The organism is Alteromonas sp. 009811495, assembly GCF_028865455.1.
Taxonomy (GTDB): Bacteria; Pseudomonadota; Gammaproteobacteria; order Enterobacterales; family Alteromonadaceae; genus Alteromonas.
Genome location: NZ_CP113972.1, coordinates 4,085,493 through 4,110,682, shown reverse-complemented (window position 1 = coordinate 4,110,682; position 25,190 = coordinate 4,085,493). Strand labels below are relative to the sequence as shown.

25 protein-coding genes are annotated in these 25,190 nt (G+C 45.4%); 11 read left to right on the top strand and 14 right to left on the bottom strand.

All coding sequences use genetic code 11. The features are described from left to right. Positions 1 to 128 precede the first annotated feature (128 nt). The 4 genes from OZ660_RS18440 to OZ660_RS18425 are packed head-to-tail and all read left to right on the top strand — an operon-like array spanning position 129 to position 2,910. On the top strand, positions 129 to 794 hold the full coding sequence (locus OZ660_RS18440; RefSeq protein ID WP_202262810.1) for a MotA/TolQ/ExbB proton channel family protein: 666 nt from the start codon (positions 129 to 131) through the stop codon (positions 792 to 794). A 6-nt stretch (positions 795 to 800) separates the two neighbouring features. Further along, complete coding sequence (locus OZ660_RS18435; RefSeq protein WP_274741949.1) at positions 801 to 1,388, top strand: biopolymer transporter ExbD; 588 nt, start codon at positions 801 to 803, stop codon at positions 1,386 to 1,388. Continuing rightward, positions 1,385 to 1,921: an ExbD/TolR family protein gene (locus tag OZ660_RS18430; RefSeq protein ID WP_274741948.1), complete on the top strand. Its 537-nt coding sequence runs from the start codon at positions 1,385 to 1,387 to the stop codon at positions 1,919 to 1,921. Before OZ660_RS18435 ends, OZ660_RS18430 begins: the two co-directional genes overlap by 4 nt. Beyond that, on the top strand, positions 1,918 to 2,910 hold the full coding sequence (locus OZ660_RS18425; RefSeq protein ID WP_274741947.1) for an AgmX/PglI C-terminal domain-containing protein: 993 nt from the start codon (positions 1,918 to 1,920) through the stop codon (positions 2,908 to 2,910). Before OZ660_RS18430 ends, OZ660_RS18425 begins: the two co-directional genes overlap by 4 nt. A 57-nt stretch (positions 2,911 to 2,967) precedes the next feature. Here OZ660_RS18425 and OZ660_RS18420 read toward each other — a convergent pair whose 3' ends face one another. The 9 genes from OZ660_RS18420 to OZ660_RS18380 form a co-directional block, all read right to left on the bottom strand. Beyond that, complete coding sequence (locus OZ660_RS18420) at positions 2,968 to 3,762, bottom strand: 5'-nucleotidase, lipoprotein e(P4) family (RefSeq protein WP_274741946.1); 795 nt, start codon at positions 3,760 to 3,762, stop codon at positions 2,968 to 2,970. A 72-nt stretch (positions 3,763 to 3,834) separates the two neighbouring features. Beyond that, positions 3,835 to 4,758, bottom strand: coding sequence for a GTP cyclohydrolase FolE2 (gene folE2, locus OZ660_RS18415; protein WP_274741945.1), 924 nt, complete (start codon positions 4,756 to 4,758; stop codon positions 3,835 to 3,837). A gap of 143 nt (positions 4,759 to 4,901) precedes the next feature. Continuing rightward, positions 4,902 to 5,753 (bottom strand): pirin family protein, encoded by an 852-nt coding sequence (locus tag OZ660_RS18410; RefSeq protein WP_274741944.1) that lies wholly within the window; start codon positions 5,751 to 5,753, stop codon positions 4,902 to 4,904. A 12-nt stretch (positions 5,754 to 5,765) separates the two neighbouring features. Further along, on the bottom strand, positions 5,766 to 7,544 hold the full coding sequence (locus OZ660_RS18405) for an amidohydrolase (protein WP_274741943.1): 1,779 nt from the start codon (positions 7,542 to 7,544) through the stop codon (positions 5,766 to 5,768). Positions 7,545 to 7,575: 31 nt separating this feature from the next. Next, positions 7,576 to 7,929 (bottom strand): c-type cytochrome, encoded by a 354-nt coding sequence (locus tag OZ660_RS18400; protein ID WP_274741942.1) that lies wholly within the window; start codon positions 7,927 to 7,929, stop codon positions 7,576 to 7,578. Between the two features lie 69 nt (positions 7,930 to 7,998). After that, positions 7,999 to 8,709 carry a hydrolase gene (locus OZ660_RS18395; RefSeq protein WP_274741941.1) on the bottom strand — a complete coding sequence of 237 codons (711 nt, stop codon included), beginning with the start codon at positions 8,707 to 8,709 and terminating at the stop codon, positions 7,999 to 8,001. Between the two features lie 126 nt (positions 8,710 to 8,835). After that, positions 8,836 to 9,243: a YybH family protein gene (locus OZ660_RS18390; protein ID WP_202262797.1), complete on the bottom strand. Its 408-nt coding sequence runs from the start codon at positions 9,241 to 9,243 to the stop codon at positions 8,836 to 8,838. 286 nt (positions 9,244 to 9,529) lie between these two features. Further along, positions 9,530 to 9,718, bottom strand: a complete 189-nt coding sequence (locus OZ660_RS18385; protein ID WP_202262796.1) for a hypothetical protein — start codon at positions 9,716 to 9,718, stop codon at positions 9,530 to 9,532. Positions 9,719 to 9,838: 120 nt separating this feature from the next. After that, complete coding sequence (locus tag OZ660_RS18380) at positions 9,839 to 10,285, bottom strand: hypothetical protein (RefSeq protein WP_274741940.1); 447 nt, start codon at positions 10,283 to 10,285, stop codon at positions 9,839 to 9,841. Positions 10,286 to 10,445: 160 nt separating this feature from the next. Here OZ660_RS18380 and OZ660_RS18375 point away from each other — a divergent pair, with 160 nt between their 5' ends. Continuing rightward, complete coding sequence (locus OZ660_RS18375; protein ID WP_202262794.1) at positions 10,446 to 11,216, top strand: sulfite exporter TauE/SafE family protein; 771 nt, start codon at positions 10,446 to 10,448, stop codon at positions 11,214 to 11,216. 20 nt (positions 11,217 to 11,236) lie between these two features. Here the strand turns inward: OZ660_RS18375 and OZ660_RS18370 are convergent, their stop codons facing one another. The 3 genes from OZ660_RS18370 to OZ660_RS18360 form a co-directional block, all read right to left on the bottom strand. Next, positions 11,237 to 13,345 (bottom strand): TonB-dependent receptor, encoded by a 2,109-nt coding sequence (locus OZ660_RS18370; RefSeq protein WP_274741939.1) that lies wholly within the window; start codon positions 13,343 to 13,345, stop codon positions 11,237 to 11,239. 48 nt (positions 13,346 to 13,393) lie between these two features. Next, positions 13,394 to 13,804 carry a hypothetical protein gene (locus OZ660_RS18365; RefSeq protein ID WP_274741938.1) on the bottom strand — a complete coding sequence of 137 codons (411 nt, stop codon included), beginning with the start codon at positions 13,802 to 13,804 and terminating at the stop codon, positions 13,394 to 13,396. 88 nt (positions 13,805 to 13,892) lie between these two features. Next, positions 13,893 to 15,263, bottom strand: a complete 1,371-nt coding sequence (locus tag OZ660_RS18360) for a sigma-54 interaction domain-containing protein (protein WP_446698943.1) — start codon at positions 15,261 to 15,263, stop codon at positions 13,893 to 13,895. 170 nt (positions 15,264 to 15,433) lie between these two features. Between OZ660_RS18360 and OZ660_RS18355 the strand changes: the two genes are divergently transcribed. The 6 genes from OZ660_RS18355 to OZ660_RS18330 all read left to right on the top strand — a co-directional run bounded on the left by OZ660_RS18355 (position 15,434) and on the right by OZ660_RS18330 (position 22,617). Next, the gene (locus OZ660_RS18355) at positions 15,434 to 16,087 is read left to right on the top strand and encodes a Tll0287-like domain-containing protein (protein WP_274741937.1); all 654 of its coding nucleotides are present in this window, start codon (positions 15,434 to 15,436) and stop codon (positions 16,085 to 16,087) included. Between the two features lie 300 nt (positions 16,088 to 16,387). Further along, the gene (locus OZ660_RS18350) at positions 16,388 to 17,983 is read left to right on the top strand and encodes a cytochrome ubiquinol oxidase subunit I (protein WP_274741936.1); all 1,596 of its coding nucleotides are present in this window, start codon (positions 16,388 to 16,390) and stop codon (positions 17,981 to 17,983) included. Further along, positions 17,980 to 19,116 (top strand): cytochrome d ubiquinol oxidase subunit II, encoded by a 1,137-nt coding sequence (gene cydB, locus OZ660_RS18345; RefSeq protein ID WP_274741935.1) that lies wholly within the window; start codon positions 17,980 to 17,982, stop codon positions 19,114 to 19,116. Before OZ660_RS18350 ends, cydB begins: the two co-directional genes overlap by 4 nt. 10 nt (positions 19,117 to 19,126) lie before the next feature. Further along, on the top strand, positions 19,127 to 19,240 hold the full coding sequence (gene cydX / locus OZ660_RS18340; RefSeq protein WP_202262789.1) for a cytochrome bd-I oxidase subunit CydX: 114 nt from the start codon (positions 19,127 to 19,129) through the stop codon (positions 19,238 to 19,240). A gap of 61 nt (positions 19,241 to 19,301) precedes the next feature. After that, positions 19,302 to 21,032, top strand: a complete 1,731-nt coding sequence (locus tag OZ660_RS18335; protein WP_274741934.1) for an ABC transporter transmembrane domain-containing protein — start codon at positions 19,302 to 19,304, stop codon at positions 21,030 to 21,032. Further along, positions 21,025 to 22,617, top strand: a complete 1,593-nt coding sequence (locus OZ660_RS18330) for an ATP-binding cassette domain-containing protein (protein WP_274741933.1) — start codon at positions 21,025 to 21,027, stop codon at positions 22,615 to 22,617. The genes OZ660_RS18335 and OZ660_RS18330 overlap by 8 nt, the downstream gene beginning before the upstream one ends. Here OZ660_RS18330 and OZ660_RS18325 read toward each other — a convergent pair. Beyond that, complete coding sequence (locus OZ660_RS18325) at positions 22,607 to 24,181, bottom strand: sugar porter family MFS transporter (protein WP_274741932.1); 1,575 nt, start codon at positions 24,179 to 24,181, stop codon at positions 22,607 to 22,609. The two genes, OZ660_RS18330 and OZ660_RS18325, sit on opposite strands and share 11 nt — an antisense overlap. Continuing rightward, positions 24,182 to 25,183: a LacI family DNA-binding transcriptional regulator gene (locus tag OZ660_RS18320; RefSeq protein ID WP_202262785.1), complete on the bottom strand. Its 1,002-nt coding sequence runs from the start codon at positions 25,181 to 25,183 to the stop codon at positions 24,182 to 24,184. Between the last annotated feature and the right edge of the window lie 7 nt (positions 25,184 to 25,190).

Here is a 25,190-nt window from a genome sequence, read left to right as displayed (position 1 = left end):
AACGCGTTAGGTATTAATTCTGCCAACGATGTGGTGACCTAGATAACCTATAGACCGCAAGAATGCGATACAACTAACACTATGTAGCGAACACTATTTTCGCTGTTAATTGTTAAAGAGGAAAAATCATGCAGGTCTTCGATGTTATTGTGCGTTTCTTTCAAGAAGGCGGTTCATTTATGTTCCCCATTGCGGTAGTTCTTGCCATGGGCGTAGCCATCGCAATAGAGCGGTATTTCTTCTTATCATCAGCGAAACGGACCAATAAGCGCGCCTTTGCTGAGTTAGAACCTTTATTACACCAACAAAAATACGATCAAATTCGCCGAATGGGCGAACAAGACAGTGCGCCTATTAGCCGCGTGATTGGCGCTGGTATTGCGCGACTTCAAGTTAGTCCACGTCGTGAAGATATTGAATATGCGATGGAAGAAGGGCTGATGGAAACGATTCCTCGCTTGGAAAAACGTACACCGTATTTAGGTACGCTGGCGAATATCTCAACATTGCTGGGCTTGCTAGGTACTATTATCGGTCTTATTGCTGCGTTCTCAGCGGTTGCCAACGCAGACCCTTCCGAAAAGGCGAGCCTACTTTCACAAAGTATCTCGGTTGCGATGAACACCACTGCATTTGGCCTTATTGCCGCAATTCCTTTACTGGGTTTTCATTCGGTATTGCAAACCAAAACGACAGAAATTGTAGATAGCATGGAAATGGCTGGGGTGAAGTGTCTGAATGCCCTAATGGCGAAAAGCTCGGTAGCGCCACGAAGCCGCCAATCTGACGAGTAATCGATTATGTTAGGCAGACGTAAACGCCTCGAAAAAGCGGATGCTGAACTGGATATCACGTCATTCTTAAACTTAATGATTGTTCTGGTTCCCGTGCTCTTAATGATGATGGTTTTCTCGCGAATTACGGTAGTTGAGCTAAAACTACCGGACCTGAGTGCCCTTGGTGAGGGGGAAAGCATTGAGCAACAACACATTGAGCTGGTGGTAACTCCACAAGGCAGTGCGGTGTACTTTCCGTCAGGATATCTAGTGTCGCAGTTACCGGTATTGGAAGATGCAAATACCGGTGAGATAGTGCAAGACTGGGATGGGTTACAACAAGTTCTTAAGCAATTGAAGCAAACCTTACTGGCCAAGAATACGCAAAAAGAAGACATTGTATTGATGGTGTCAGATAACGTTGACTATCAAACCTTGATCACGCTGTTATCGCGCACACGCTCTTACAAAGACGTAGTAGCAGCTTCTGTGGTTGATGCTGCGCTCTTTCCCGAGGTGTCATTTGCAGAAGTGCCTGAGCACATGGCACAAATTGACTGGTCGCAGGCTAAAAAGCCTGAATACAGTGCGACACAAGGGGAGACGCCATGAAGCAGTCAGTACGAGCTAAACGTATGGCGCGCAATCATAAGCGCAACTCAAAACAAACAAAGCTTAGCTTAGTGTCACTAATGGATATCTTCACAATTTTGGTGTTCTTTTTAATGCTAAATGCATCAGATGTGCAGGTGCTGGATAACCATAAATCGGTCACCTTACCAGAGTCAACATCCGACACGCCCGCGAAAGAAACCTTGTTAATACTTGTGAATAACGACGCTATTGTGTTGCAAGGGAAGAAAGTGACCGATGTAGACAGCGCACTTCAAGATAACCAAGATACAATTTCAGCACTGGCAAAAGAACTTGAGTATCACAACCAAAAACGTCAAAAAAATGCGGTGATGCAACAGGCAGTAACAGCGCCGCAAAGCGATGCCGCAGGCCAAGCGATTACCATTATGGGTGACAGATCTGTGCCTTATGCAGTGCTTAAAAAGGTGATGTACACCTGTGCCGAGGCAGGTTATACCGATGTGTCATTAGCTGTTGAGCAACTACTAAGTAGCGAGGGTGAGGTATGAGCAGTAGCTACTATCAAACCCAATTACCTTGGGCATCAAGTGACAATGACAACAAAACGTTTTCACGGATTACCTATACTTGCTTAGGTCTAACCCTGATGTTTGCGCTTGTTGTGCAGTGGGTACAATTGCCAGAGCAAACGCGTGAAGAAAAAGAATCGATTCCCCCACAGTTGGCCAGAATTTTAAAGCCTGTGACACCACCCCCTCCACCGGTGGTAGAGCCTGAACCGATAGTAAAAGAGAAGCCTCCAGTCGTTGAAACACCCCCAGAGCCTAAACCTGAGCCCAAACCAGAACCTGAACCTGAACCCAAAAAGGTTAAGCCAGAACCCGCACCACCAGTGCCAAAAGTGACCCAAGAAGAAAAGGTCGCCCAAGCTCGTGAAAATGCTAAAAAGACCGGTTTGCTTGCCTTTGCGGATGACATTGCCAGCATGCGCAACGACATGAATGTCAATAATATGGCCAATACTCAAACCATTGAAGGGGCGGGTAAGCAAGAACAAACCTCGCGCAAACGGATTGGTCAAGAGATCGCAACCACCACAAGTGGTGGGCTGAAAAACGCAGAAATCAGCCAAAATATTGGAGCTCGTGGTGAATTAGCGGGCAGGAAAACCACTGAATTTTCTGCACCTGAAGAGGGCGCCGCGTCGCTTGCGAGCAAGCGTGTAGTGCAAGAAAGCCAAATAGTGGGCGACCGTGATATAGAGCTCATCCGCAAGACACTAGATGCCAACAAAGGTGCCGTGTATTCATTGTATCGTCGTGCACTGCGTCAAGATCCTGCGCTTGAAGGTAAGGTAACAGTGAGCCTTACTATAGAGCCAGATGGTAGCTTGTCGGATGTCACGCTTATTAGCAGTGAACTCAACAACGATGCGCTTGAAAAGAAATTGTTGGCGCGTATTGGCATGATTAATTTTGGCGCGGCAAATGTTAAACAAACCAAATTAGAATACGCATTTAACTTCTTACCTTATTAGATTCTATTGTTTTTCGAAGGGCGCTTTCGTTTGAAGTGCCCTTCGATGCGATTATTGCTACCAAGAACCATACATAGGGTTGGGTAAGATAAACAGTGACGTTCCCGTTTGAGGTGAAAGTGCATCAACGTCAGCAGACTCTTGGGTAACACCGGCAAAGTCTTCAATGTTGTCACCTATTTGCATGATGATAGCATGTTGTTTCTGCCACTCACGGTTGGCATGGTCGATGCTGCAAACCGCCTCACCATTGGTGAGCTGCTGTCTACGTAAGTCTTTGTCGTTCACAATGCCTGTTTGCCCAACAGCGTCCTTATCTTGCTGAACTCTTCCCATCACACAGGTGTTTTGAGGCGTTAACGGTAGCGACTGCGCCAATAGGTTTTCCCATGTGTAGCGATCTAGGCGTTTGTCTCGATTAGTGATGAGTGCAACTTTCCCATTGCGTGCAATGACTTCTTTTAAAAACTCAGCCACACCAGGCACAAGCGTGGCTTCTTTGCGCTTTACCCACGCTTCCCAACTTGACGGCGAATAACCCAAACCTTGTGACTCTCGTTCACGCTGATACTGACTGTTATCGAGTACCGTTTCATCCACATCCATTACCACCACGTCTGTGGCATTAAATTGAGTTGGGAGTGCGTCGATAGCTTGTGCGTATACAAATTGACTTAACAATGGGTACTCTTTACTTTCTGTTTGATATACCACAGCGGTGGAAAGAGAAGGGCTTTCTTTAGGGCCCTGTAGTGAAGTCGAAGTTGTACTTGTACATGCTGCCATTGTTGCTACAACGCCGGCTGCTACTAAAGCGCGCACTAAATTTGAATGTGAAGATGTTAACGTCAACGTAGTTTCCTTAACTGAATTGATGGTTTGTCACTGCTGTATGACTGCTGTATCAATGCTGTATTGGGCGCACTAGTGTGAATTAATTGCACCGCTTATCTCTGCAACAGCATCATGCGCATGTAGACTTTCTTGATGCTCTACTTTGACATGAAAATAGGTGGCGTGAGAATACGTAGACAGCGCATCATGTAGTCGTCTCACCGCATCTTCTACAAACATTAAGTTTTGTGCATTTCGTTTAGCGAATTCTTGCTCATCTTCCCGTTTTACCGCAGTTTGTAGTGGTGTCGCTAACGTATTTTCAGCTAGGTCAATAATATCCACAAAATCTGGTACCGTGTTATTTATCAAGTCTAGCGTAATATGTGCAAATGAGCGCTGCGCATGCGCCGTGGCAATGCTCGCCTGTTTAGAAGCAAGCCATTCGCGGATCACATTTGTATCAAGCGGTTTGTTTTCAAACTGCGCCTGAAATGCTTCAGCTAGCGCCTGTCTTGATAACGATGCCGAGCAAGGACACGTACTTGAATAGGGAATACTGATACGTAGCTGTGTTCGAGTTTTTCCCTCATTGCTCTTCAATGTAAGTGCGGCATCATAATGCTGATAGCCCGCAGTTTTACTGATAAGAGCTGGTCTTGATAGGGTAAGTGTAAATTGCAAAGAGAGTGTTGCAGATGTACTCAGCCCTGCCTGAGACGATACCAATGCATTCATTAACTCACTCAGTTGTATGCTGCCAAGCACCCTATCGCTAAGGTGTTCTTGCAGTAAATTATACAGTCGCGACATGTGAATGCCCTTGGCATGATTATCGTCAAGGCTCACTGTTACGTCTGCTTTTGCAGTGCTGGCAATGACGTTGCCTTTTTTATCCTGAACATGCAGAGGTATCGCAATACCTTCCATACCAACCGCGTCAATCCGAGAGCTGGAAAAAGAAGAAGACTCGTGTGTGATATCGGGCAAGGCAGAAGAAGTGTAACTAGACAAGGTATTCTCCTAAATTTGTGTGCATTGTTATATTATAACATAATGAAAGGAGTGTTTGTCACACGGAACAATAGCCAAATGAGCACAAAAAAGAGCAGGGAATATCTGCTCTTTTTTAGCTTTTAACGCAATTCTGAAGAGGGTTATGGCAAAGGTATAAACTCGCGGTCGTCCCCTGGTATCGTTGGAAACTGCCCATTTGCCCAGCGCTGCTCAGCCTCTGCAATCTTTTCTTTTGAATAGGCCAAGAAATTCCATTTTAAAATGGGTTGTTTCGCTAACTTTTGGCCGCCTAACAAAAAGTAGCGGCTGTTTTCTATCGTTACAATCTCACTTTCATCATCAAGCAGTACAAATGAACCCGCTTCAAATGTGCTTTCGCCTATTTTGACGTGCCCCGAAATGACATAACAGGCTGTTTGTGAGTCGCCACAGGGGCGCTCAATAGCAGCACCTGCCTCGGTGATAACGTCCAAATAGAACATAGACGAATAGGTTTTTACTGGCGAGGTGTAGCCATACGCTTCACCTGCTATCAAGCGCATAAGTACCTTTTCTCTATGAATATAGGGCAGCTGAGCCTTGTTTACATGAATAAAGCTGGGCTCCATATCTGCCTTTTCTTCAGGGAGTGCTATCCAACACTGAAGCCCGTTTAACACATGGTCGCTACCACGAGTTTCAATGGTTTCACGTTCAGAATGCACAATGCCTTTGCCCGCGGTCATCCAGTTCACATCGCCCGGCTGAATTTCTTGAATAGTACCCAAGCTGTCACGGTGCAGCATACTGCCTTCCATCAGATAACTAATGGTAGCAAGTCCAATGTGTGGGTGAGGTCTAACGTTGATGCCAGAACCAGCGGGAAAGTGCGCTGGGCCCATATGATCAACAAATACAAACGGGCCTATACTTCTTGCCTCAACGTGCGGGATTATTCGGCTTACCGAGAAACCGCCCAAATCTTTCTTGTGAGATGAAAGTTGTTTTGCCATGTTATGCCTCGCTTAACGTTGAGTGTCGAAGTTAGCTGGAGACCAGCTTGGTTCGGCTTTCAAAGGTGCAGTGTAATGCTCAGGGTAGTCTTGCTTGTCGGCAAATACAATTTTGCCGCCTACTACCGTTAACTGTGATTGCGTATTTAATAGTGCATCTTCATCTACACGTAAAATGTCGTGATTAAGAATAGCAAAGTCAGCATAAAAGCCTGGTTTGAGTTGCCCCTTAAGCGCCTCTTCTCCAGACAGTGCGGCACTACCCGATGTAAAAAGTTGAAGCGCGGTTTGCCTTTCTAAAGGTGTACTGCCTAATGCAAACCCCCCTACGGTTTTTCCGGTAACCGCCCAATAGTAGGTCGCCCAAGGGTTAAAACTAGATACCCTTGTACCGTCGGTGCCAAGCCCTACGGTAATTCCGGCGTCTATCATCGCTTGAATGGGAGGCGTACGAGCGGCTTGAGCTTTGCCATAGCGCGCGACAAAATCTTCACCAGCAAAGGCCATGCGACCTTGTACTGCTATAGCGCCTCCCAGTTTTTTAATTCGCGCTAAGTTTGTATCAGACACAGTTTCGGCATGATCAATAATCCAGCGCACGCTATCAACGCGCTGCGTGTTATGAATATGTTCAAGTACATTCAAAATACGAGTAATCGATTCATCGTAAGTCGCGTGTAAGCGAAATGGCCAGCCCTCTAGCAGGTGCAGACGAATGACTTCTTCAAGGGCATGTTCTGCATCATCAGGAAGTTCGGGTCTTGGCGCGCGAAAGTTTTCATAATCTGATGCTTTATAAGTCAAAAGTTCACCGCCCCCCTCGATCACATAGCCATTTTCAAGGTGTGAATGGTGGTTTTCATCAGCTTCAAACGCATGCATCCACTGCATAAAGTTAAGCATTTCTTTAGCAGGAACCTGCGGAAACAGATAGTTAGATACGCGAATAGGTAGTTCACCTTGTTTCGCCAATGTCTCGCTGGCAATGTAATCATCCGGAAAGGTGTGGCCACCGCCTCCCGCATCAATCACACTGGTTACGCCAAGGCTTAACAGCTTACGATAAAACTGGCGGCTTGAATTAAGCTGCTGGTCAGTTGTCATTTGAGGTAGTGCGGCAATAGTCTTGTAAAGAATCATCGGGTTGGGCTGAGCAAGTAAAACACCAGTGGGATTTCCTGCTGAATCACGCTCTATCACACTGCCTTCAGGCGCTTTGGTATCTTTGTTAATGTTAAGTACTTCCAGTGCCTTTTGATTGAGTACACCGCCAGAATATAGGTGTAGAACGAATATGGGCGTATCTGGCGCAATCGCTGTTAGCTCCTGTGGTGTTGGCAAACGTTTTTCTTCAAATTGGTACGGGCTGAAGCCGCCGACTACGCGAACCCACTGGCCTTTAGGCGTGCGTTCAGCCTGCGCTTTTAGCATAGCTAGCCCTGCTTTAAGTGACGTGACGCCTTCCCAGCGGGTTTCTAGATTGTAAAAACGCCCACCTCGCGTGACGTGAAGGTGAGAGTCGTTTATTCCTGCTATAAGGCGCTTTCCTTTGGCATCAATAACGATAGTGTTGTTATCTGCCTGCGATAATAGTGCGTCTGCACGGTTTGAGAACTCGCTAAATACGCCATTCTCAACGCTAAGTGCCCGGTATTGTTCTCCGTCAGCTGCAGTAATATTGGCGTTAATTACGACAAGTTCTGGCGCAGCCATTATGCCTGGACTTATCAATGCCAAGGCAACGCTGGCGATACTTGCTATACCAGCAAAACGCTTAGTAAAAGTATTCATATTAAAGGTTCCTTAAGTATCGGGGCTGTTGCTAGGGCGTAGCAGTTTTGCCACTTTGGGATGAAAAATAGGTGGCCAAGGCATCGATGTCGTCATCACTTAATCCCGATGCATTTGGGCGCATTATGCTGGCCATTCCACCCTTACGCGTGCCGTCTCTGTATGCCTTTAAGGCATAAACTAAATATTTTTTGTTTTGACCTGCTAAATTCGGATTGCTTTCTATTGGTGAAATACCCGTTTCACCGTGACAACCCATACAGTATTGAGCAAGCGCGTAGCCCTTGTCGTACGCAGTAGCGGTTGAGTTGGCGTAAGCGTTTGAAAATGAAAGTGGTGAAAGTACAAACAGCGTGGCTAAAGATAAAGTCGATAAGGTTTTCATGGCGAGCCCCTCGGATGAGTTAGATGTACGTATCAGGTGAGCGAAAGCCGCTCACCTGTTTGACAAGGCCTACTGACCTTCTTTCGCGTTGAACATTTCTGTTGCGTAGATAAGACCTAAGCCGTATCCGCCAGCATGCTCTTTAGCAATGTTTGTTACGTCAACGTAGGTATCAGTGCGAGCCCAGTCACGTTGTAGTTCAAGTAGATACTGCAACCATGTGATAGGTTGTGCGCCTGCTTGAATCATGCGCTGAACTGCCATGTCATGAGCTTCTTTCGATACACCACCTGATGCATCTGTAACAAAGTACACTTCGTAACCTTCTTCAATTGCCGATAGTACTGGGCCTACGCCACATACTTCGGTCCAAAGTGCTGCAATAACAATTTTATTTTTCTTAAATTGTTTTACTTTGTCTGTGACACGTTTGTCTTCCCATGTATTCATAGTGGTACGGTCAATAGGACGTTGCTCTGGGAATACAGCTTTTAACTCTGGAAACAATGGGCCGCTAAATGACTTTTCAGCTACCGTCGTCAAAATCGTTGGCACGTTGAATGCCTTTGCTGATTTTGCCAGACCAGTCACATTATTACGTACGTCTTCAATTGAATGAGAGCGAGTTGCAAACGCCATTTGTGGCTGATGATCAATCAAAATAACAGTGTGGTTGTCAGGTGTGAGTAAGCTCTTGGCTGGCTCCCCCGCGTGTACTGAAGGTGCTAGAAGGGTTAAGCCAGTTACAAGTGCCGCTACAGATTTTTTAAAATTGAACATTGTATTTTCCTCTTGGTAAAAAGTGTTGAAGTACTTCGTTAACCTCGAGATAAATATTAGGTTCTATTTTTTGTGTTTAAAATGTACAAAAAATATATCAATCGTTCTAAAAATTAGATTATTGGTTTACGCAAAGTCTACTAAGTCTGTTCCGAAGAAGTTGTCGATAACGCAGCGCCATTCACCTGTTAATTGTTTTTGCATAACATACAGTGCTTTTTTCCCCTCACAAGGTAGAGCGTTAGGTGTAGATTTTGGCACCAAATACAATTTGGCGATGACTAGTGCAACATCGCCGGCCTCTATCACTATTTCATCACCCGTGGTAACGAGGTGTTCTGGCATAAACTTCTGCTGAAATTGCTGCAAAGCACTTACACAATCATGGTGTTCTGTATTGTCAGCAGAAAACTGGCTTAATGGGGTAGCAACAACTTTTGCACGGCTACCGTAGCAACTAGACAGTGTATCGTAGTCACCATTGTTTACTGCGTGGTGAAGGGTATGCAAAACCTGAGTTATTGAAGTGTTCATGGCTGTCGTCTCTTTGTTTTCCGCCAATTCGAGCCATAAAAAAACCCGCCTTGGCGGCGGGTTTCGTGGAATTCTTAATTACGCACTAGCTGACCCGCCATTTTGGAATAATAGCGAGAATAATAATGTTAAGTGTTGCTAGTGAACTTACGGCGCTATCGCGCATAACTATATTTACCTGTGTTTTGATAGTTCGAGTATTCAACGACGGGTAAACAAAGTCAACTTTTTAGCGCGTTAATGTTGCAGGCAATGCAACTAGATGACGGCGGCAGTGTCACTGCCTTTAGGCTTCGAAGATAAACATTACTTGCAGCGTTCGCTGCTTTAAACATTGAGTAATATCGCTGTCAGTAAAACCATTGTTGAAGAGTACTTGTCGTGCAATCCGTTTGGCAGCTTTAGTGCTTTGCTTATCAAGAAGTGCATTAAACGCGTTATTAAGATGGCGCGAAGGTTTTGAAGGTGAGAGCATGATATTTCACCGCGTAGTGCGAACGTTATTTAAACGATACGGGTTGAAGAAATGATCAGAAAAAGATCAAAAAAAAGGACGCCTGGTGGCGCCCTTAGGTATTTTTTTGCTAAAACACTATTAGCCGTTGAATGACTTATTGTATTGCTTAGCAAACTTCGCCAATGCCATACCGTTACAAACAACCTGCTTTGGGTTTACTTTAGTAAGGAAACGGCGCTTAGTTTGATTAAATGCAGTATTTGATGTTGCCGCCGCAATGCACAGTTTGCTTTCGCTAGATGCATTTGCATTTTCGAAAATTGCATTAATATTTGTATTGCTAGAGTCTTGCTTTTTGTATGTGCGAGCGAACTCTGCAATAGGCGTGTCGTTACAAAGTACTTCGTCTTTGCTTAGCGCGCGGATGTTGTTGTCGCGAAGTACATCTTCTAGAGAGCTGTTAGATTCTACCGCAGCTACGCAAGCCTTTGTAAATTGAGAGTTATCGCTTAGTTCGAACTCTAAAGCGTTAGCAGTAGAAGCGATAAAAGCAAGCGTAAGTAATGGCGCAACAAATTTAAGCATGACAATTCCTAAAACAAGTAGTGTTAAACAAATAATAATCAAAAGTTGTACGCATTTTAATCATAAATTAGGATTGCACAATTGAGTTAAATTGTAATTTTGCATTAGTTTTTATAATGCAAATCGCATTTGCCTGTAACAATTGTTGAGAGGGTGTTAAATGGAATATCTAATTGCGTTAATAACCGCCGAAGGGGCACTAACACCTTTTTCAAGTTGCTTGCTTATTCTCACTTCTTTTTTCACATCGCTAATGACCGCGACGCTAGGCATTGGTGGCGGCGTGTTGCTACTTGCCGTTATGGCTGGGACCATGCCTGTCAGCGCACTTATTCCGGTACACGGACTAGTACAGCTTGGTTCGAACGGAAACAGAGCGTTAATGACTTTAAAGTTTATTGACTGGCAAATGCTGAAGTTTTTCTCTATCGGCGCATTGATAGGTGCTGTGATGGCGTCATTTATTGTTGTGCAATTACCCTTGGTGTTTATTCAGTTTGCGGTTGCTGGCTTTATTTTGTTTTTGGTTTGGGGGAGTAAGCCTAAGGCACAAGAAATGTCTGCTACAGGCAGGGCGCTAGCCGGCCTTATAACAACACTTGTATCTATGTTTGTAGGCGCGACAGGCCCCCTTGTGGCGGCGTTTGTGCATAGAAATAACTATAGCAAGATGCAGATTACAGGGACCTTTGCTAGCTGCATGACATTTCAACACGGGTTGAAAGCCTTTGTATTTACGTTTGTAGGTTTTTCGTTTGTGCAGTGGGGCGGTATTATTATTGCCATGATTGCCAGCGGCGCGTTGGGTACGTTCTTTGGGCTTAAAGTACTCAAGCGTGTGCCTGCTGACAAATTTATGTTGGCGTTTAAAGTTGTGGTGACGTTATTGGCCTGCCGTCTTATTTTTCAAGCGATATCAAGCTTGCTGTAACAGACAGGCCACAAAGAGGGTTAGAATTGATAACGCATCGAAAGCTGCCATTCTCGACCCGCTCCCGGCACTCTCTCGCCCTGAGGGAGTTCGCTTCCCACAATTCGGTTTATGCCTGCAGTATGCGGTGCATAGAACTTATCAAAGGCGTTGTTGATTCGTGTGGTTACAACGAGCTCTGGCAGAATTTGCCATGACGCATTTATGTGAATAAGACCAAAACCCGCAGTAATCTGCTCGTTTTGAAGCGCAGATACATGGCTTTGGCGACCTGAGAGCTCTGATATTAGCTGCATAGATAACGGCGCGTTACCAAGCGACGTTTGCCAAGACACTGTGGTGATGAGCTGTTCAGGTGCAATGCGAAATAGCGCATCGTCAATATCATCTCGGTTACCGTGCTGAACGCTTGCAACGGCATTAACACTCACGCTTTCGGTAAGCTGACCGTGCAGTTCAACATCTACCCCTTTAATAACGGCATCCGTGTTAGTCCACTGAAAAGGTGCCATGCCTGTCATCATGGTCGATACCATATTGGCCGCCATATTCGTACTTGGCATACCAGTAATATAATTTTCAACATCTTGATAGAAAAAGCGTGGTGAGAATGTCCATTTATTCGTGTGCACATCGATGCCCAACTCAATTTGGCGCGCGGTTTCATTGTCCAAATCAAGATTGCCAATGTAATTGAAACCGTCTGCCATACCGCCAGTAATACCCAATGGTAGCCAGGTATAACGCTCAAAATAGGTAGGTGCGCGATTTTTCTGAGAAGCACCGATCACGATGTGCGTATTGCGATTCACGCGGTATTGAAACGTCGCTGCGATATCCAGCATATTGTACGTTTCATCTTGTGATGACTGGTTAAAGTTGTCTACTAATGTAGCGATAGCACTGTTCATCATCACCATGTTTGAATTGACAGGGTCAGCGTCCATGTCTATCCGCGTAAATCGTGTACCAAGGGTGGTAAGGTAACGCTCTGTATCTCTATTCCATTGCGCAAAAATGCTTGCGGTATCACGCTCGGTGTTGATGAAGTTGTTTACAAAGAACGCGGCATTATTAGGGTTGGTAATGATGGAGTTATTTCTATTATGCAGCAGGTTTGTGCCAAGGGTTAATTCACCATCTTGCCACGGCATCACATACGTGGCATCAATACCTTGGGCCACCGAATCTGTATCGTTTTGGCGTGCCATCGCTGGCATCATCAGCGGTCGTTGTGAAAAGTTGTCCATAGTGTGCTGATTATCATTACCGAATACACTTAACGTCAAATAAGACGCATCTGACTGGTTATAGCGATAACCAAACCGATACCAAGCAGCGTCAATAAAGGCGATATCCATTGCCAGCGCTGGAGTACCGCTTTCATTAGTGTTGAGGTTCTGATAGCTAATATCAACTTGGTGTTTACCCCACTCGTAACCTGCTCGCAGCTTCACCCCGTTGCGTTGGTAGTGAGCATTGGGTATCAACACACCATCCCCGGACTCTCGCTCATCGCGCTGCTGATGGATAAATGCAGCGCTTACAAATGCATTGTCGGTATTAAATAATCCACTGCCTTGATATTGCTGCCCACTCCCCGGCGACACTATGCTCGCGCTGACGCTACCTTGAAATTCATTGCTATTGGGTACATTGGCATAATTAAACAGGTTGTATGCGTCAGACTGGATATGAAGCTGACCTCCAATGGTTTCTATACCTGCGCTGACCGGGGTAATGCCGCGATATAACGTGGCTGTCATGCCAGGCTCCGGCAATACATGGGAAAGTGGCGAGTCCATAGCATTTGGCCCTGCGCCGTTGATATTTACGCCGTCTATTGTCACGCCAACGCGAGGGCCAAACATGCCGCGGTATTGAATTAACGCAGTTACTGGGCCATTGCGGGCAATACTCAACCCTGGAAGTGTAACAAGCTGATCGCCAAAATCGGCCTGGTTGTTGGTTAACGGGGCAATAGTTTCACTAGTACTCAAGGTAATAGGTGAACCAATAACGGTAATAACTTCTGTGCTGTTTTTATTGTCGTGTTGTAGGGTTTGTGTGACCCCCACAGGCGAAGAAAGTGCACTAGCAAGCGCCAGCGCGACAACTGATTTTTTCATAACAAATCCAATTAGTGTTGATAGGTATTTATGTGTATTGGAGGTAAGTTATGAGCGTGGTGGCGCACGGCTAAGCGGTGCAGCATAAGCAAAAGCGGTGTATGGCTGCTGAGCGATACGCGCAACCAGCGCTTGATAGCGAATGCCTTCGATGTTTACCAGATCTGACGTGTAGATGTCGTCTGATTGAGGTAGGTCGGCTAAAGTGCCGTTAGTACAATCTACGCTTTGTGCTGGGGCTTTGAGTAATTCAGGGCTGATAAAAACAAACTCACCCTCAAGCTCAGTGGCGCTTAGCGAAATGTAGCGCATCGTTTTGCCAGTACATATCAGCTCGATATCGTCACCGGTAAAAGCCTGTGCTTGCTGCATAGAAAACGCGGCAAGGCCCAATGCCAATGCATTTTGCATAAGCAGAGTAAGGCAAAGTAGGGTGGTGATGGTATATCGAGTTAGCATTGGTACCCGTAAAAAAATAAGCGCTTTTTCATAATAGTGTCAGCCTGAAGTAAAATGCCAGCGAAAAAATTAGGTAATGCGAAGCCTTTTACAAAGGCCCCTTCAAAGTTGGGGCTTTAACTTTAACACCAGCCTTTTGTAATTTCCGATAGAGCGTGCGAGCACTTACATCCAGTGCGTTAGCAAGCCCTGCGATATCGCCTTGGTATCGGTAATAGGCATCGCTGATATACTTTGACTCTTGCTCATCAAGCGTTAGCAGTGGTGAATGAACGGGCATTTGTTGGCTTACGTCGCTATCTGACATGTCCTGTTTCTCAAACAGTAAATCTGGCAAATCTTTTTCGTGGATAACACTGTCGTCTGCCAGTAAAGTTGCCTGCTCTATAATGTTTTTCAGCTCTCGGATATTTCCCGGGAATGAGTACGTTTTTAATTTTGCGAGTGCAGCCTTGTCGAACCGCTTCGTGGAAAAACGACTAGTGTAGGGCGGGTGACGTTGTGAAAGTGCCGCCAGAATATGATTGGCAAGGAGTTCTATATCGCCTTGTCGTTCGCGCAATGCAGGTAGCGTAATGGGAAAGCCGGCGATGCGGTAGTAGAGGTCTTGTCTAAACGTACCTTGCTGCACCATGCCCTTAAGGTTTTTGTGGGTGGCGCATACCAAACGAAAATTAGCTTGTTTTACGTTAACGCTACCGACTGGCCGGTAGGTCTGGGTTTCGAATAAACGCAATAGCTTTACTTGCATACTTAGCGGTACATCACCTATCTCGTCAAAAAACAAGGTGCCGCCTTCTGCTGCCTCTACTAACCCCTTTTTGTTATTTGTTGCGCCAGTAAATGCCCCTTTTTCATAGCCGAACAACTCGCTTTCAAACAGGCTGTCTGTTAAGCCTGTGCACTCAATAACCACAAAAGGTTTTTCAGCCCGAGCGCTTGTGTCATGAAGTGCCCGGGATACGAGCTCCTTTCCTGTGCCAGTCTCACCGTGAAGCAACACGGCAATATCTGCACTGGCTGCACGATTTATTTTGTTAAGCATAATTTTAAATGCGTTTGACTCGCCGACCATCTTCCCAGGTGCGGGACGATTTGATGCAAATGACAGCTTGTCTAATATTTCAAGATAGCCCAGTAAGCTACCTGTGCTGTCATAGATAGGACGCATGAGAATATCGCAATAGCTTTGCCCCTCATTTGTGGCGTGAACATGCACCACGCTAGCGGGGCGTTTAGTATCTTGGCAGACCTTTATGGGGCATTGCTCGCCGCATTGATCACAAGGCTTTGTATTGCGATGGGAAACGCTGAAGCAAGTGCTATAGCCAAGCTTTATATCTACAGGGTAAGTGTCGCGATAGGGTTTATTGACAGCTTCAATAATATAGCTCTGATTGATAAAAATGGCGGGTTTATCGATTGCGTCAATCATGGCTTGCACGATGGAAATATTCATCCTGCTTTCCTATATATAAGAAAATCTTTATTAAACTATCACAGTGGCATAGAAAGTGTTACACCGTGTTTTAGAAAGTAAGAAAGAATGCAGAAAATCGCAACTTAAGCGCGCATGCAGAAACGCATATAGAAAAAAGTGTCGCGCATTTAAATGAGTAAGGAACCAATATGGCTTTTACATACAAGGCAAATCGAAAACACTTTAATAGGTTTATGCTTTTGGCTTCATTGACCCTGCCATCATGTTTGTTAGGTAAACTTTTGCACGCCCAGCAAATTATGGATAAACCTAGTGATAGTACGTTAATAGAAAATACGCTAATTGAAGAGGCGAGAAAGAATACCAAGTCGTTAGGAAGTGCACTTAAACGCCGCTTGCAGCAGGCAATTAAAAGTGGTGGTTTGGAAGCGGGAGTTGATGAATGCCATATTGCGGCAGAGCCGATTGCACTTGATTTGAGTAACAACGGTTGGACGGTTAGACGCACGGCCTTGAAAGTCCGAAACCCCAATAACACACCCGACGACTGGGAGCGTGAGCAGCTTGAAGTGTTTGCCCAAGTACTCAACGAGCAGCTGCAACAGAATGAGAAAGCCCCCGCTACCGCGCCACAGGAAGCGACGCAGTACAATGAAATAACGGGCGAATTTCGCTACATGAGGGCTATACCAACACAGCAAGTTTGTATGGCCTGTCACGGTGAAACTGTTGCGCCATCGGTTAAAGCTCGCATAGATAAACACTACCCCCATGACCAAGCTACGGGTTTTACACTAGGTGAGTTGCGAGGCGCATTTACGCTTACCTATTCCCCTCAGTGATCCTATTACGCTCCCTTTTTTTGTCATTTTTGTCTTTTAGGTGTCAAAAATGGCAAAGCTATTGGGCCATTCTCTTGCGTTGGATCAAAGTGAACAACTTTTCGCCATGAAATAATTCTGCTCGCACAGTAAGAAATCTCTGCTGTTTGCCGGTATCCCTTGTGGTTTCTATACGCCCAATACGCTTGGCATTAATCCTGCTGAAAGCGTTTGGTATTAGCCAAGGTTTACCGTTGGTTTGAATATTATTGTTTACTGTCAGGCGTTTACGCCGCCTTTAAGATACAAGGGAGAGCGCCCATGAGCGATACGTTAATAGAACTATCGCGGTGGCAATTTGCGTTAACCGCAATGTTCCACTTTATATTTGTCCCCCTCACGTTGGGGTTAAGTTTCCTGCTGGCCATTATGGAATCGGTTTATGTAATGACCGGTAAGGAAGTCTACAAGCAGATGACCCAATTTTGGGGAAAGCTGTTTGGTATTAACTTTGCCATTGGTGTTGCTACTGGCTTAACCATGGAATTCCAGTTTGGTATGAACTGGTCATATTATTCTCATTATGTTGGCGATATTTTTGGTGCACCGCTTGCCATAGAAGGCCTTATGGCGTTCTTCCTAGAATCTACGTTTGTTGGTCTGTTTTTCTTCGGTTGGGACAAAATGTCGAAGGAAAAACACTTAGCTACCACATGGCTAGTGGCAATTGGTTCTAACTTTTCGGCGTTATGGATCTTAATTGCAAACGGATGGATGCAATATCCAGTAGGCGCTGAGTTCAACTTTGAAGCCATGCGTATGGAAATGACAAGCTTCGCTGAGGTCATCTTTAACCCAGTTGCCCAAGTTAAATTTGTACATACGGTGTCAGCAGGGTATGTCACAGGCGCTATCTTTGTGTTGGCGATTTCAAGTTACTATCTGTTAAATCATAAACATATCGCCTTTGCCCGTCGTTCGTTCGCTATTGCGGCAAGCTTCGGTTTAGCGGCAACGTTATCTGTTATTGTGTTGGGTGATGAGAGCGGTTACGAATTGGGTGACGTTCAAAAAGTAAAACTGGCAGCGGTTGAGGCTGAATACGATACCCATCCAGCGCCCGCACCGTTTACTGTTTTTGGTATTCCCAATGACGAAGAAGAAAAAACCGAATATGCGCTTCAAATTCCATGGGCAATGGGGATCATTGCAACCCGCTCTTTAACAGAAGAAGTGAAGGGCATTAAGGCGCTCAAAGAAGAAAATAAAATGCGCATACTTGAAGGCATTAAAGCGTACGAAGTACTTGATGATGTGCGCAACGGCACTGCCACTGCAGCTGAGCGAGCCACATTTGAAGCCCACAAAGACAGCTTGGGCTACGCTATGCTGCTTGAACCTTTCACCACAGATGTGGCAAATCCCACTGACGCGGCACTTAAACAAGCTGTGGATTACAGCATTCCGCCGGTTGCGCCACTGTTTTGGAGCTTCCGTCTTATGGTGGCATCAGGTTTCATCATGCTAGCGTTATTCTTATGTGCGTTCTATTACAGCACTAAGCACAGAATAACCAAGCCACGGTGGTTACTAAAAGCATCACTATTTAGCTTACCGTTACCTTGGGTGGCCAGTGAGGCTGGTTGGTTTGTCGCAGAATATGGTCGCCAGCCTTGGTCTATCGCAGAAGTCCTGCCAGTGCACGCTTCAGTTTCTAACTTAGCCGTAAGTGACGTAGTGATTACTCTGGTAGCTTATTCAGCGTTCTACACCGTGATGTTCATTATTGGCTTCTATCTGATGAAAAAGTTTGCCAAAAAAGGGCCAGTTCCTCCCTCAGCTAACCCCACTGAAAGCGAACTTGACCTTATTGATGACAATTATCTTGGTAAAGACGGACAAGGAGCAAACGCATGATTGATTATGAACTGCTACGCGTAATTTGGTGGTGTTTGGTAGGTGTGCTACTAATCGGTTTTGCTGTTACAGATGGCTTTGATCTGGGCGTTGGTGCTTTACTTACACTAATTGGAAAAAACGACAAAGAACGCCGTGTGATGATTAATACGGTAGGGCCCCACTGGGATGGAAATCAAGTATGGTTTATTACCGCAGGTGGAGCTATTTTTGCTGCGTGGCCGATGATTTACGCCACAGCGTTCTCGGGCTTTTACTTGGCATTGGCGCTAACGTTAATTGCACTTTGGATGCGCCCAATTGGTTTTGACTATCGCAGCAAATTGCCTAACCCTCAGTGGCGTAAGGCTTGGGACTGGGCGCTGTTTGCGGGTGGCATTATCCCGTCGCTTATCTTTGGTGTGGCCTTTGGGAACCTGCTGCTTGGCGTACCTTTTGAGTTAGACACTACACTTAAATCAACCTACACGGGCTCATTCTTTGGCCTACTTACGCCCTTTGCGCTGTTAACCGGGTTACTGTCAGTTGCTATTTTGCTTAACCATGGTGCGACCTGGCTGCAAATGAAAACCGATGGCTTTATTGAGGTTCGCGCTCGCGCCGTATCGGTGGTGCTAAGTTTGGTGGGTGTTGTACTGTTTGTTGTTGGCGGTATATGGGTAGCTTACGGTGTAGACGGTTTCGTCATTACCTCAACCGTTGACACGCTGGCAACCTCTAACCCGCTTAAAAAAGATGTAGCGGTTGAAGCCGGTGCATGGATGAACAACTATTCTAAATATCCATTGATGATGATTGCGCCTGTACTTGGTGTTGTGAGTGGCTTGGCGTGCGCCTTCTTTTCTAAAAAAGGCAATGCTGGAATGGCGTTTGTCTCAAGTGCGCTATTTATCGCAGGCGTCATTTTAACTGCAGGTTTCTCGATGTTTCCATTCTTGATGCCAAGTATCACTATGCCTCAAGCGAGCTTGACGATATGGGACGCCACATCAAGTCACCTTACGTTAAATGTTATGTTCATTGTGGCCTGTATCTTTGTACCTATCGTGCTTAGCTATACCGCATATAGCTTTTATGTCATGCGTGGTCGAATTAAGAACGAAGATTTAGATCAGTCGCACACTATTTATTAAGGAGAGAGTCATGTGGTATTTCGCTTGGATTTTAGGTGTGTTGCTAGCGTGCTCTTTTGGCATCATCAACGCAATGTGGTTGGAGTCTACAGAGAACCTGGATAGACCTGAAGACGCCGACTGATAACTAGACAATAAAGGGGTTTATGGCGCGATAGTGGCGTAAACCCTTAAACGAGATAGCAGTGAACAAAGAAAAGCTTCCCAACAGGCAAGTACTTAATTCGTGGTGCAAGGATTTAGATAGTGCGCATAAGCTTGGCCTGCGCGCATCGTTAATAACCCTGGTATTTATTAAGTGCTTGTCTCTTTTTTCTTTGCTTATTGGCTTCTATTTTTTTGCAGCTATAGCCCATAGCTGGGTGGTGACAGGTACATCCGCGTCGTCACAAGTACTTATACTATTAGCACTATCTCTTGGCAGTGCGTGGATGTTGCAGGGCATATTTAATCATGTTTTCTTACAACGCAAATTCGTATTGCTAGGTATGTTAGAGCAGCTGCTGCTGTCTACTCTTTTGAAACGTCAACATGCAATAGTGCGCACGCAATCCCCCTATTTTTGGCAAGTGTTGTGGCACAATCAGCTGGAGGCGTTTACTGACTGGGCAATGGAGTATCGCGTTCAGCAGTGGGTAGCGCTAATAGTGCCAATAATGGCCCTTGGTGTTATTTTTGCGGTAAACCCGATAATAGGCCTGGGACTGCTTCTGACATTACCCGTGGTGCCTTTGTTTATGATAATTGTCGGTAAAGGTGCTGCCGCGTTACATCGCAAACATTTTGTAGCGCTAGAGCGTTTGGGAAGCCTGTTTACCGATAGGTTAAGTGCACTTTCCATGCTAAGTAGCTTTAACGCCAATCATAAGCAAACCGAGCTTTTAACGAACGCTAGCGATAATCTAAACAGCCGAACAATGAAAGTAGTGAGCGTAGCATTTCTCTCTACCAGCGTACTTGATTTTTTTGCCACGCTTGCGGTAGCACTAGTTGCTGTTTTTATAGGTTTTACTTTGCTAGGTGAGCTACAGATTGGACCGTCAATATCACTCCATCAGGGGTTATGGATACTGCTAGTCGTGCCGCTTTTACTCAGCGAAATGAAAAAGTTGGGACAGGTTTATCACCAAAAAGCGCAAGCGGAAGCGGCATGCAATGATCTACGCCCTTTATTTCATGTCCAATCAAAGAGTGACAACAACGCGGTTAAGAATACCTCGTTCAGCGGGTTTGAAGCCCACAATATGCGCATTTTTGATTCTTGTTACTCAACGCTACCAAACGAATCAAAAAAAGAAGGTAAAAGCCTGCTCACTTGCCCGAAACTTATACTAGAAGCGGGTGACAAAATCTTGCTCAATGGACGTTCTGGCAGCGGAAAAACAATCCTACTTGAAGCATTAAGTGGACAGCGGCCCGCAACCCATACACTTAAAACGCAAGTGGCATGGCTAACGCAACACCCCGTAATTTTAGCGGGGACTGTACGAGAAAATTTGTGCCTTGATGAGCACTTTGACGACAGTCAACTTTGCAATGTGCTAGAACAAGTTGAGCTTACCAGTTGGCTTTATACCTTACCCAATGGGTTAGACACACCAATGACGGAGTATCCCAGTATGTCTGGAGGCGAGGCACAGCGTTTAGCGTTAGCCAGAATACTATTGCGTAACCATCAGGTTTGGCTTCTTGATGAACCAACTGCGCATTTACCTGATGTTCAACACCATCGCTTAGCATCACTCATATACGAACTAGGCAAAGATCGAACACTGGTATGGGCGTCGCATAAAATGTTACCGGTGAATTGGTTTACTGGCTGTTGGCGAGTGGAAAATGGGGCAGTCGCTGACCATGTTGATTCCCAATTCGAGAGTGCTATGCCCGTCAGTAATGAGGAAGGTTGTCATGCCTAATGTTCAAACACATCGACCAGCATACATTACCCTCATTTTGGCGTTATTGCATGGGTTGACGGGTCTGACTTTACTAGTGATCGCAAGTTGGTTTATTGCCATTAGCGCGGTAGCGCTACCAGGCTTTAACTATATCATACCTGCTGTAGTTATACGCGCACTGGCTTTACTTCGCATAGCATCAGGGTATGGCAGTATGTGGGTGGGACACAATGACTTGCTCACGCGCATTGCTAGTACTAGGTTGAGCTTATTTAAGCAATTACACAATCAACGCCTTAATAGCAGCGTTGGAATGACAGAAGCATTAGCACAACATACGGAAGCGCTTGCCAGTAAATGGATAGCATGGGTAGCGCCACTTTCAAGTGTCACTATTGTGTTCACACTATCGTGCAGTGTGGCAATTGTTATGGGCGTTCCTGGGGCTTTCTATCTCTGTTTGGTTTTTGTTGTGTGGCTGATAGCAGTGGTGATTCAGGCGCTTAAAGCACTCGGTTTGGCAAATGAATATACACAGCAATCTTCACACTTCAGGCAAAACGCTACTAGCTTTTTAAAGGCCAGTGCAATATGGCACCTTTATTCACGTGTCAGCTATACACCCAACGCGGAAATCTATCCTTCTGCGAGCGCATTGTGGAGATGCTCATTAGATCAAAAAAAGCTCGCATTGCGCGCGAGCTGGTGGTTTCAAGGCGTGGCTTACCTTGCTGTAGTATCACTGTTTGCGGGTATTGGAATGACAACCTCTTCAAATAATTCTGAGCTTACTACAACACTGGGGGCTGTACTGACATTTGCACCTATCGCCATAGTCATTCCCATGGTCCTATTGGCATCACCAGACTGGGTGAGCCCTTCATTTTTAGCGATTCCTAAGTTCGCACAATATAAGCAAAGCGAAAAAGCACTTAAACACTTATCGACGTCGCCTATTCATATTTTGCCTCGCAAATCACCAAGTGAGAGCCTGATACTTGATGCGCTGCGAGTTAAAGGCAGAAAAGTAAATCCTACTTCAACTACACTGCCGGCCAGTGGCGTAGTTGTACTGAAGGGGCCCTCGGGGTGCGGAAAGTCTACGCTACTTCAAGGGATTGCAGGTTTACTTCCTTCTACAGGGCATAGGCAAGTGGACGGTGTTGGTCTGCCAAACGGTGTGCCCTCAAATTGGATCTATGTAGAGCAAGAACCGATTGTGCTTGCCGCAAGCATACAAATGAACCTAGATGTAGCAGGTGTCCCATACGCTAAACGCGACATGCAGCAAATCCTCTGCGATCTAGGGCTTGAATCTTTATCACTTAATACTTGGGTGGGTAAAGCAGGGCGGTCGCTATCAGGTGGAGAGCGAAAGCGCTTAGCCCTGGGACGTGCCGTGCTTGCAAAGCCCTCTGTGTTACTTATAGATGAACCCTTTGAAGGGCTAGATGCTATCAGTCAACAAGCAGTGTGTAGTGTAATTAATGCCTTCGCTCAACATGCATTGGTTATTGTTGCATCTCATGTACTACCTAAGAGGTTGTGTGTTGCGCAAACGCTAACGATGACCGACAGCACAAACGAAACTATTACGACTTAGACTGTGGTGTTAGCTCTTGCGCTATTTGCTCTAAAGAGCGCCCTTTGGTTTCCGGAAACAGCGTAACGACACATATCAACCCGATCACCGCAAATGCACCATAAATCGCAAAGGTCATTGCGGCTCCCAGTGTTGCTAGTTCCCACGGAAACACTAGCTGTACTGAAAAGCTGGTTAATGAATTTATTACGCCAACCAGTGAGATGGCAAGGGCACGGGCTTGATTGGGAAATATCTCTGCCAGCATGGCCCACATAACCGGCCCTAGTGACATGGCAAATGAGGCGACAAAGGCAATAATGCCAAATAATACTAAGGGAGCATTCATCGAAATTGCCGCATTTAAGAGTGTTTTCTGGTGAGCCTGGTACTGTGCTTCACTTAGTGTTGCTTTAAGCGCATTCTTAAAAGCAACGTCAGAGCGAAACACTTCATTGCCCATACTTGAAAGCGAAACTGATAATGATTCATCTAATTCACTGACTTCGGCGATGGCCTCATTGTTTAGTTGGTAGGTAGCTTGTTTAAATCCGTAGGCACAAATGGACATACTGATGATAACGCCAGTCAATCCAATAATAAGCAAGGGTTTTCTACCCCACCTGTCGATCGTAAGCATTGCGATAATAGTGAAAGCAACGTTAACCAAGCCTATCCACACAGCTTGCATGAAAGCCGCATCGGTTCCCACGCCACTTTGCTCAAAAATAGTGGGTGCGTAGAAAAAAATAACATTTATACCGGTAATTTGTTGTGCGATGGCCAGTATGACGCCAACCATTAAGGGATAGCGCATGCTCTTTGCGGTGACAAAGCCTAGTCTTTCTTTGAGTGACCATGTTTTTTGTTTTAAGGACGACTTAATTTCACTCAGTTGTGCGCTAGCCTGATGCTGGCTAAACAGTGTTTTAATGGTACTTTCTGCTTCGGCTTTATACCCTTTCATCACTAACCAGCGAGGACTGCGCGGTACGGTAAACAGTAAACATAACCACAGCAGTGCAGGAATGGCCTCAAGGCCCAACATATAGCGCCAGGTTTGTGTGTCTATGCCCAGCGCGACAACCCAATCAAGATTACTGCTACTTAGCTGCAAGAAGTAATAATTACTGAAATACGACAGTGCAAAACCGAAAACGATATTAAGTTGATTAACCGATACCATTTTACCGCGATTTTCCGGAGAACTAATCTCAGAAATATAAACAGGCGCAATAATGAGAGAGCAAAACGCAATGCCGCCAATAAAGCGAGCAAAAACTAAGGTTAAGTAATTTGGTGCCAAGGCTGAGCACACCGATGAGACAAGGTAAAGTGCTGCAACAATGATCAGCGCTTTTCGCCGCCCTATGGCATCACTTACAGCCCCTGCAAATAGCATCGCAAATAGTGCGCCGAGTGTAGGCGAGCTAACCACGAAGCCTTGTTCCCATTCACTTAATGAAAATTGTGCATCAATAAAGCCTATCGCACCTGAAATTACACTGGCATCAAAACCAAAAATGAAGCCTCCCAACGAGACTATGAGGGTGTAATACAACGACGGCGATAGCGCTTTATTCATTTATAGTGTGCCTAATGTGTCTCTCATCACGATTTCAGGCTCAAATAAATGCTCGATAGGTAGGCTACTTTTAATGTTGTAAACATGCTGTAGTACCCAGTGAGCAGCCATTTCGCCCATAGCGTGAATGGGGTTGTTTATGGTTGTTAACTTAGGATAAAGATAGCGGGAAAACAGCACGTTATCGAATCCAACAATTGAAAGCTGTGTTGGAATATCAAAACCGGCTTCTCTTGCCGCGGTCATCGCGCCAGAAGCCATTTCATCATTTGCACACACCAAGGCTGTCATGTCCTTGAATTGCGCTAGCATGTGATGCATCCCTTCTTGACCTGATGATTCATGAAAATCGCCTTCAAATAAGGCGTTTTCATTAAACGCTATGCCTGCTTCTTTCAGCGCGCGTTTGTGACCGAGTAATCGGTCGTTGGCATCCTTTTTAAATAAAGGACCACTGATGTAACCAATATTCTTATGACCTTGTTCGAGAGCAGCTTGCGTAGCCAGATAGCCACCTTGTTCGTTATCTACAACAAAGCAATTCTCATCAAGCTTATCGACTTTACGGTTAATGATGACAACGGGTAACTTTTCACTAACGAGTTTCTGAAGGTATTCATCAGAAACAGCCTCTGCATGTAAAATAAGCGCGTCACATCGGCGGCTTTTAAGAAACTCTATAGCGTCATGCTCACGTTTTTCATCGGTATGACCTGCGGTAATGATAACGTGCTTACCATTTTGCTTAAGTACTTGCTCAACGGTACTCATTAAGTCACCAAAATAAGAGCCGTGCAGCTCAGACACCAATAAACCAACGCTATTGGTGCGGTTAGAGGCGAGAGATTGCGCAATCGCATTGGGCTGATATCCCAATGAAATCATAGCGTCTTCAACTTTTTTTCGCGTGCGATCGCTAACTTTAGCGTTTCCGTTCATAACGCGAGAAACGGTAGCAAGTGATACGCCAGCCGCTTCAGATACTTCGTAAATTGTTGCCATACTCTTC

What these genes read in the sequence shown, in the direction of transcription:
- OZ660_RS18440 (WP_202262810.1), top strand. Translation starts at nt 129, where the DNA reads ATGCAGGTCTTCGATGTTATTGTGCGTTTCTTTCAAGAAGGCGGTTCA.
- OZ660_RS18435 (WP_274741949.1), top strand. Translation starts at nt 801, where the DNA reads ATGTTAGGCAGACGTAAACGCCTCGAAAAAGCGGATGCTGAACTGGAT.
- OZ660_RS18430 (WP_274741948.1), top strand. Translation starts at nt 1,385, where the DNA reads ATGAAGCAGTCAGTACGAGCTAAACGTATGGCGCGCAATCATAAGCGC.
- OZ660_RS18425 (WP_274741947.1), top strand. Translation starts at nt 1,918, where the DNA reads ATGAGCAGTAGCTACTATCAAACCCAATTACCTTGGGCATCAAGTGAC.
- OZ660_RS18410 (WP_274741944.1), bottom strand. Translation starts at nt 5,753, where the DNA reads ATGGCAAAACAACTTTCATCTCACAAGAAAGATTTGGGCGGTTTCTCG.
- OZ660_RS18405 (WP_274741943.1), bottom strand. Translation starts at nt 7,544, where the DNA reads ATGAATACTTTTACTAAGCGTTTTGCTGGTATAGCAAGTATCGCCAGC.
- OZ660_RS18400 (WP_274741942.1), bottom strand. Translation starts at nt 7,929, where the DNA reads ATGAAAACCTTATCGACTTTATCTTTAGCCACGCTGTTTGTACTTTCA.
- OZ660_RS18395 (WP_274741941.1), bottom strand. Translation starts at nt 8,709, where the DNA reads ATGTTCAATTTTAAAAAATCTGTAGCGGCACTTGTAACTGGCTTAACC.
- OZ660_RS18390 (WP_202262797.1), bottom strand. Translation starts at nt 9,243, where the DNA reads ATGAACACTTCAATAACTCAGGTTTTGCATACCCTTCACCACGCAGTA.
- OZ660_RS18385 (WP_202262796.1), bottom strand. Translation starts at nt 9,718, where the DNA reads ATGCTCTCACCTTCAAAACCTTCGCGCCATCTTAATAACGCGTTTAAT.
- OZ660_RS18380 (WP_274741940.1), bottom strand. Translation starts at nt 10,285, where the DNA reads ATGCTTAAATTTGTTGCGCCATTACTTACGCTTGCTTTTATCGCTTCT.
- OZ660_RS18375 (WP_202262794.1), top strand. Translation starts at nt 10,446, where the DNA reads ATGGAATATCTAATTGCGTTAATAACCGCCGAAGGGGCACTAACACCT.
- OZ660_RS18370 (WP_274741939.1), bottom strand. Translation starts at nt 13,345, where the DNA reads ATGAAAAAATCAGTTGTCGCGCTGGCGCTTGCTAGTGCACTTTCTTCG.
- OZ660_RS18365 (WP_274741938.1), bottom strand. Translation starts at nt 13,804, where the DNA reads ATGCTAACTCGATATACCATCACCACCCTACTTTGCCTTACTCTGCTT.
- OZ660_RS18360 (WP_446698943.1), bottom strand. Translation starts at nt 15,263, where the DNA reads ATGAATATTTCCATCGTGCAAGCCATGATTGACGCAATCGATAAACCC.
- OZ660_RS18355 (WP_274741937.1), top strand. Translation starts at nt 15,434, where the DNA reads ATGGCTTTTACATACAAGGCAAATCGAAAACACTTTAATAGGTTTATG.
- OZ660_RS18350 (WP_274741936.1), top strand. Translation starts at nt 16,388, where the DNA reads ATGAGCGATACGTTAATAGAACTATCGCGGTGGCAATTTGCGTTAACC.
- cydB (WP_274741935.1), top strand. Translation starts at nt 17,980, where the DNA reads ATGATTGATTATGAACTGCTACGCGTAATTTGGTGGTGTTTGGTAGGT.
- cydX (WP_202262789.1), top strand. Translation starts at nt 19,127, where the DNA reads ATGTGGTATTTCGCTTGGATTTTAGGTGTGTTGCTAGCGTGCTCTTTT.
- OZ660_RS18330 (WP_274741933.1), top strand. Translation starts at nt 21,025, where the DNA reads ATGCCTAATGTTCAAACACATCGACCAGCATACATTACCCTCATTTTG.
- OZ660_RS18325 (WP_274741932.1), bottom strand. Translation starts at nt 24,181, where the DNA reads ATGAATAAAGCGCTATCGCCGTCGTTGTATTACACCCTCATAGTCTCG.
- OZ660_RS18320 (WP_202262785.1), bottom strand. Translation starts at nt 25,183, where the DNA reads ATGGCAACAATTTACGAAGTATCTGAAGCGGCTGGCGTATCACTTGCT.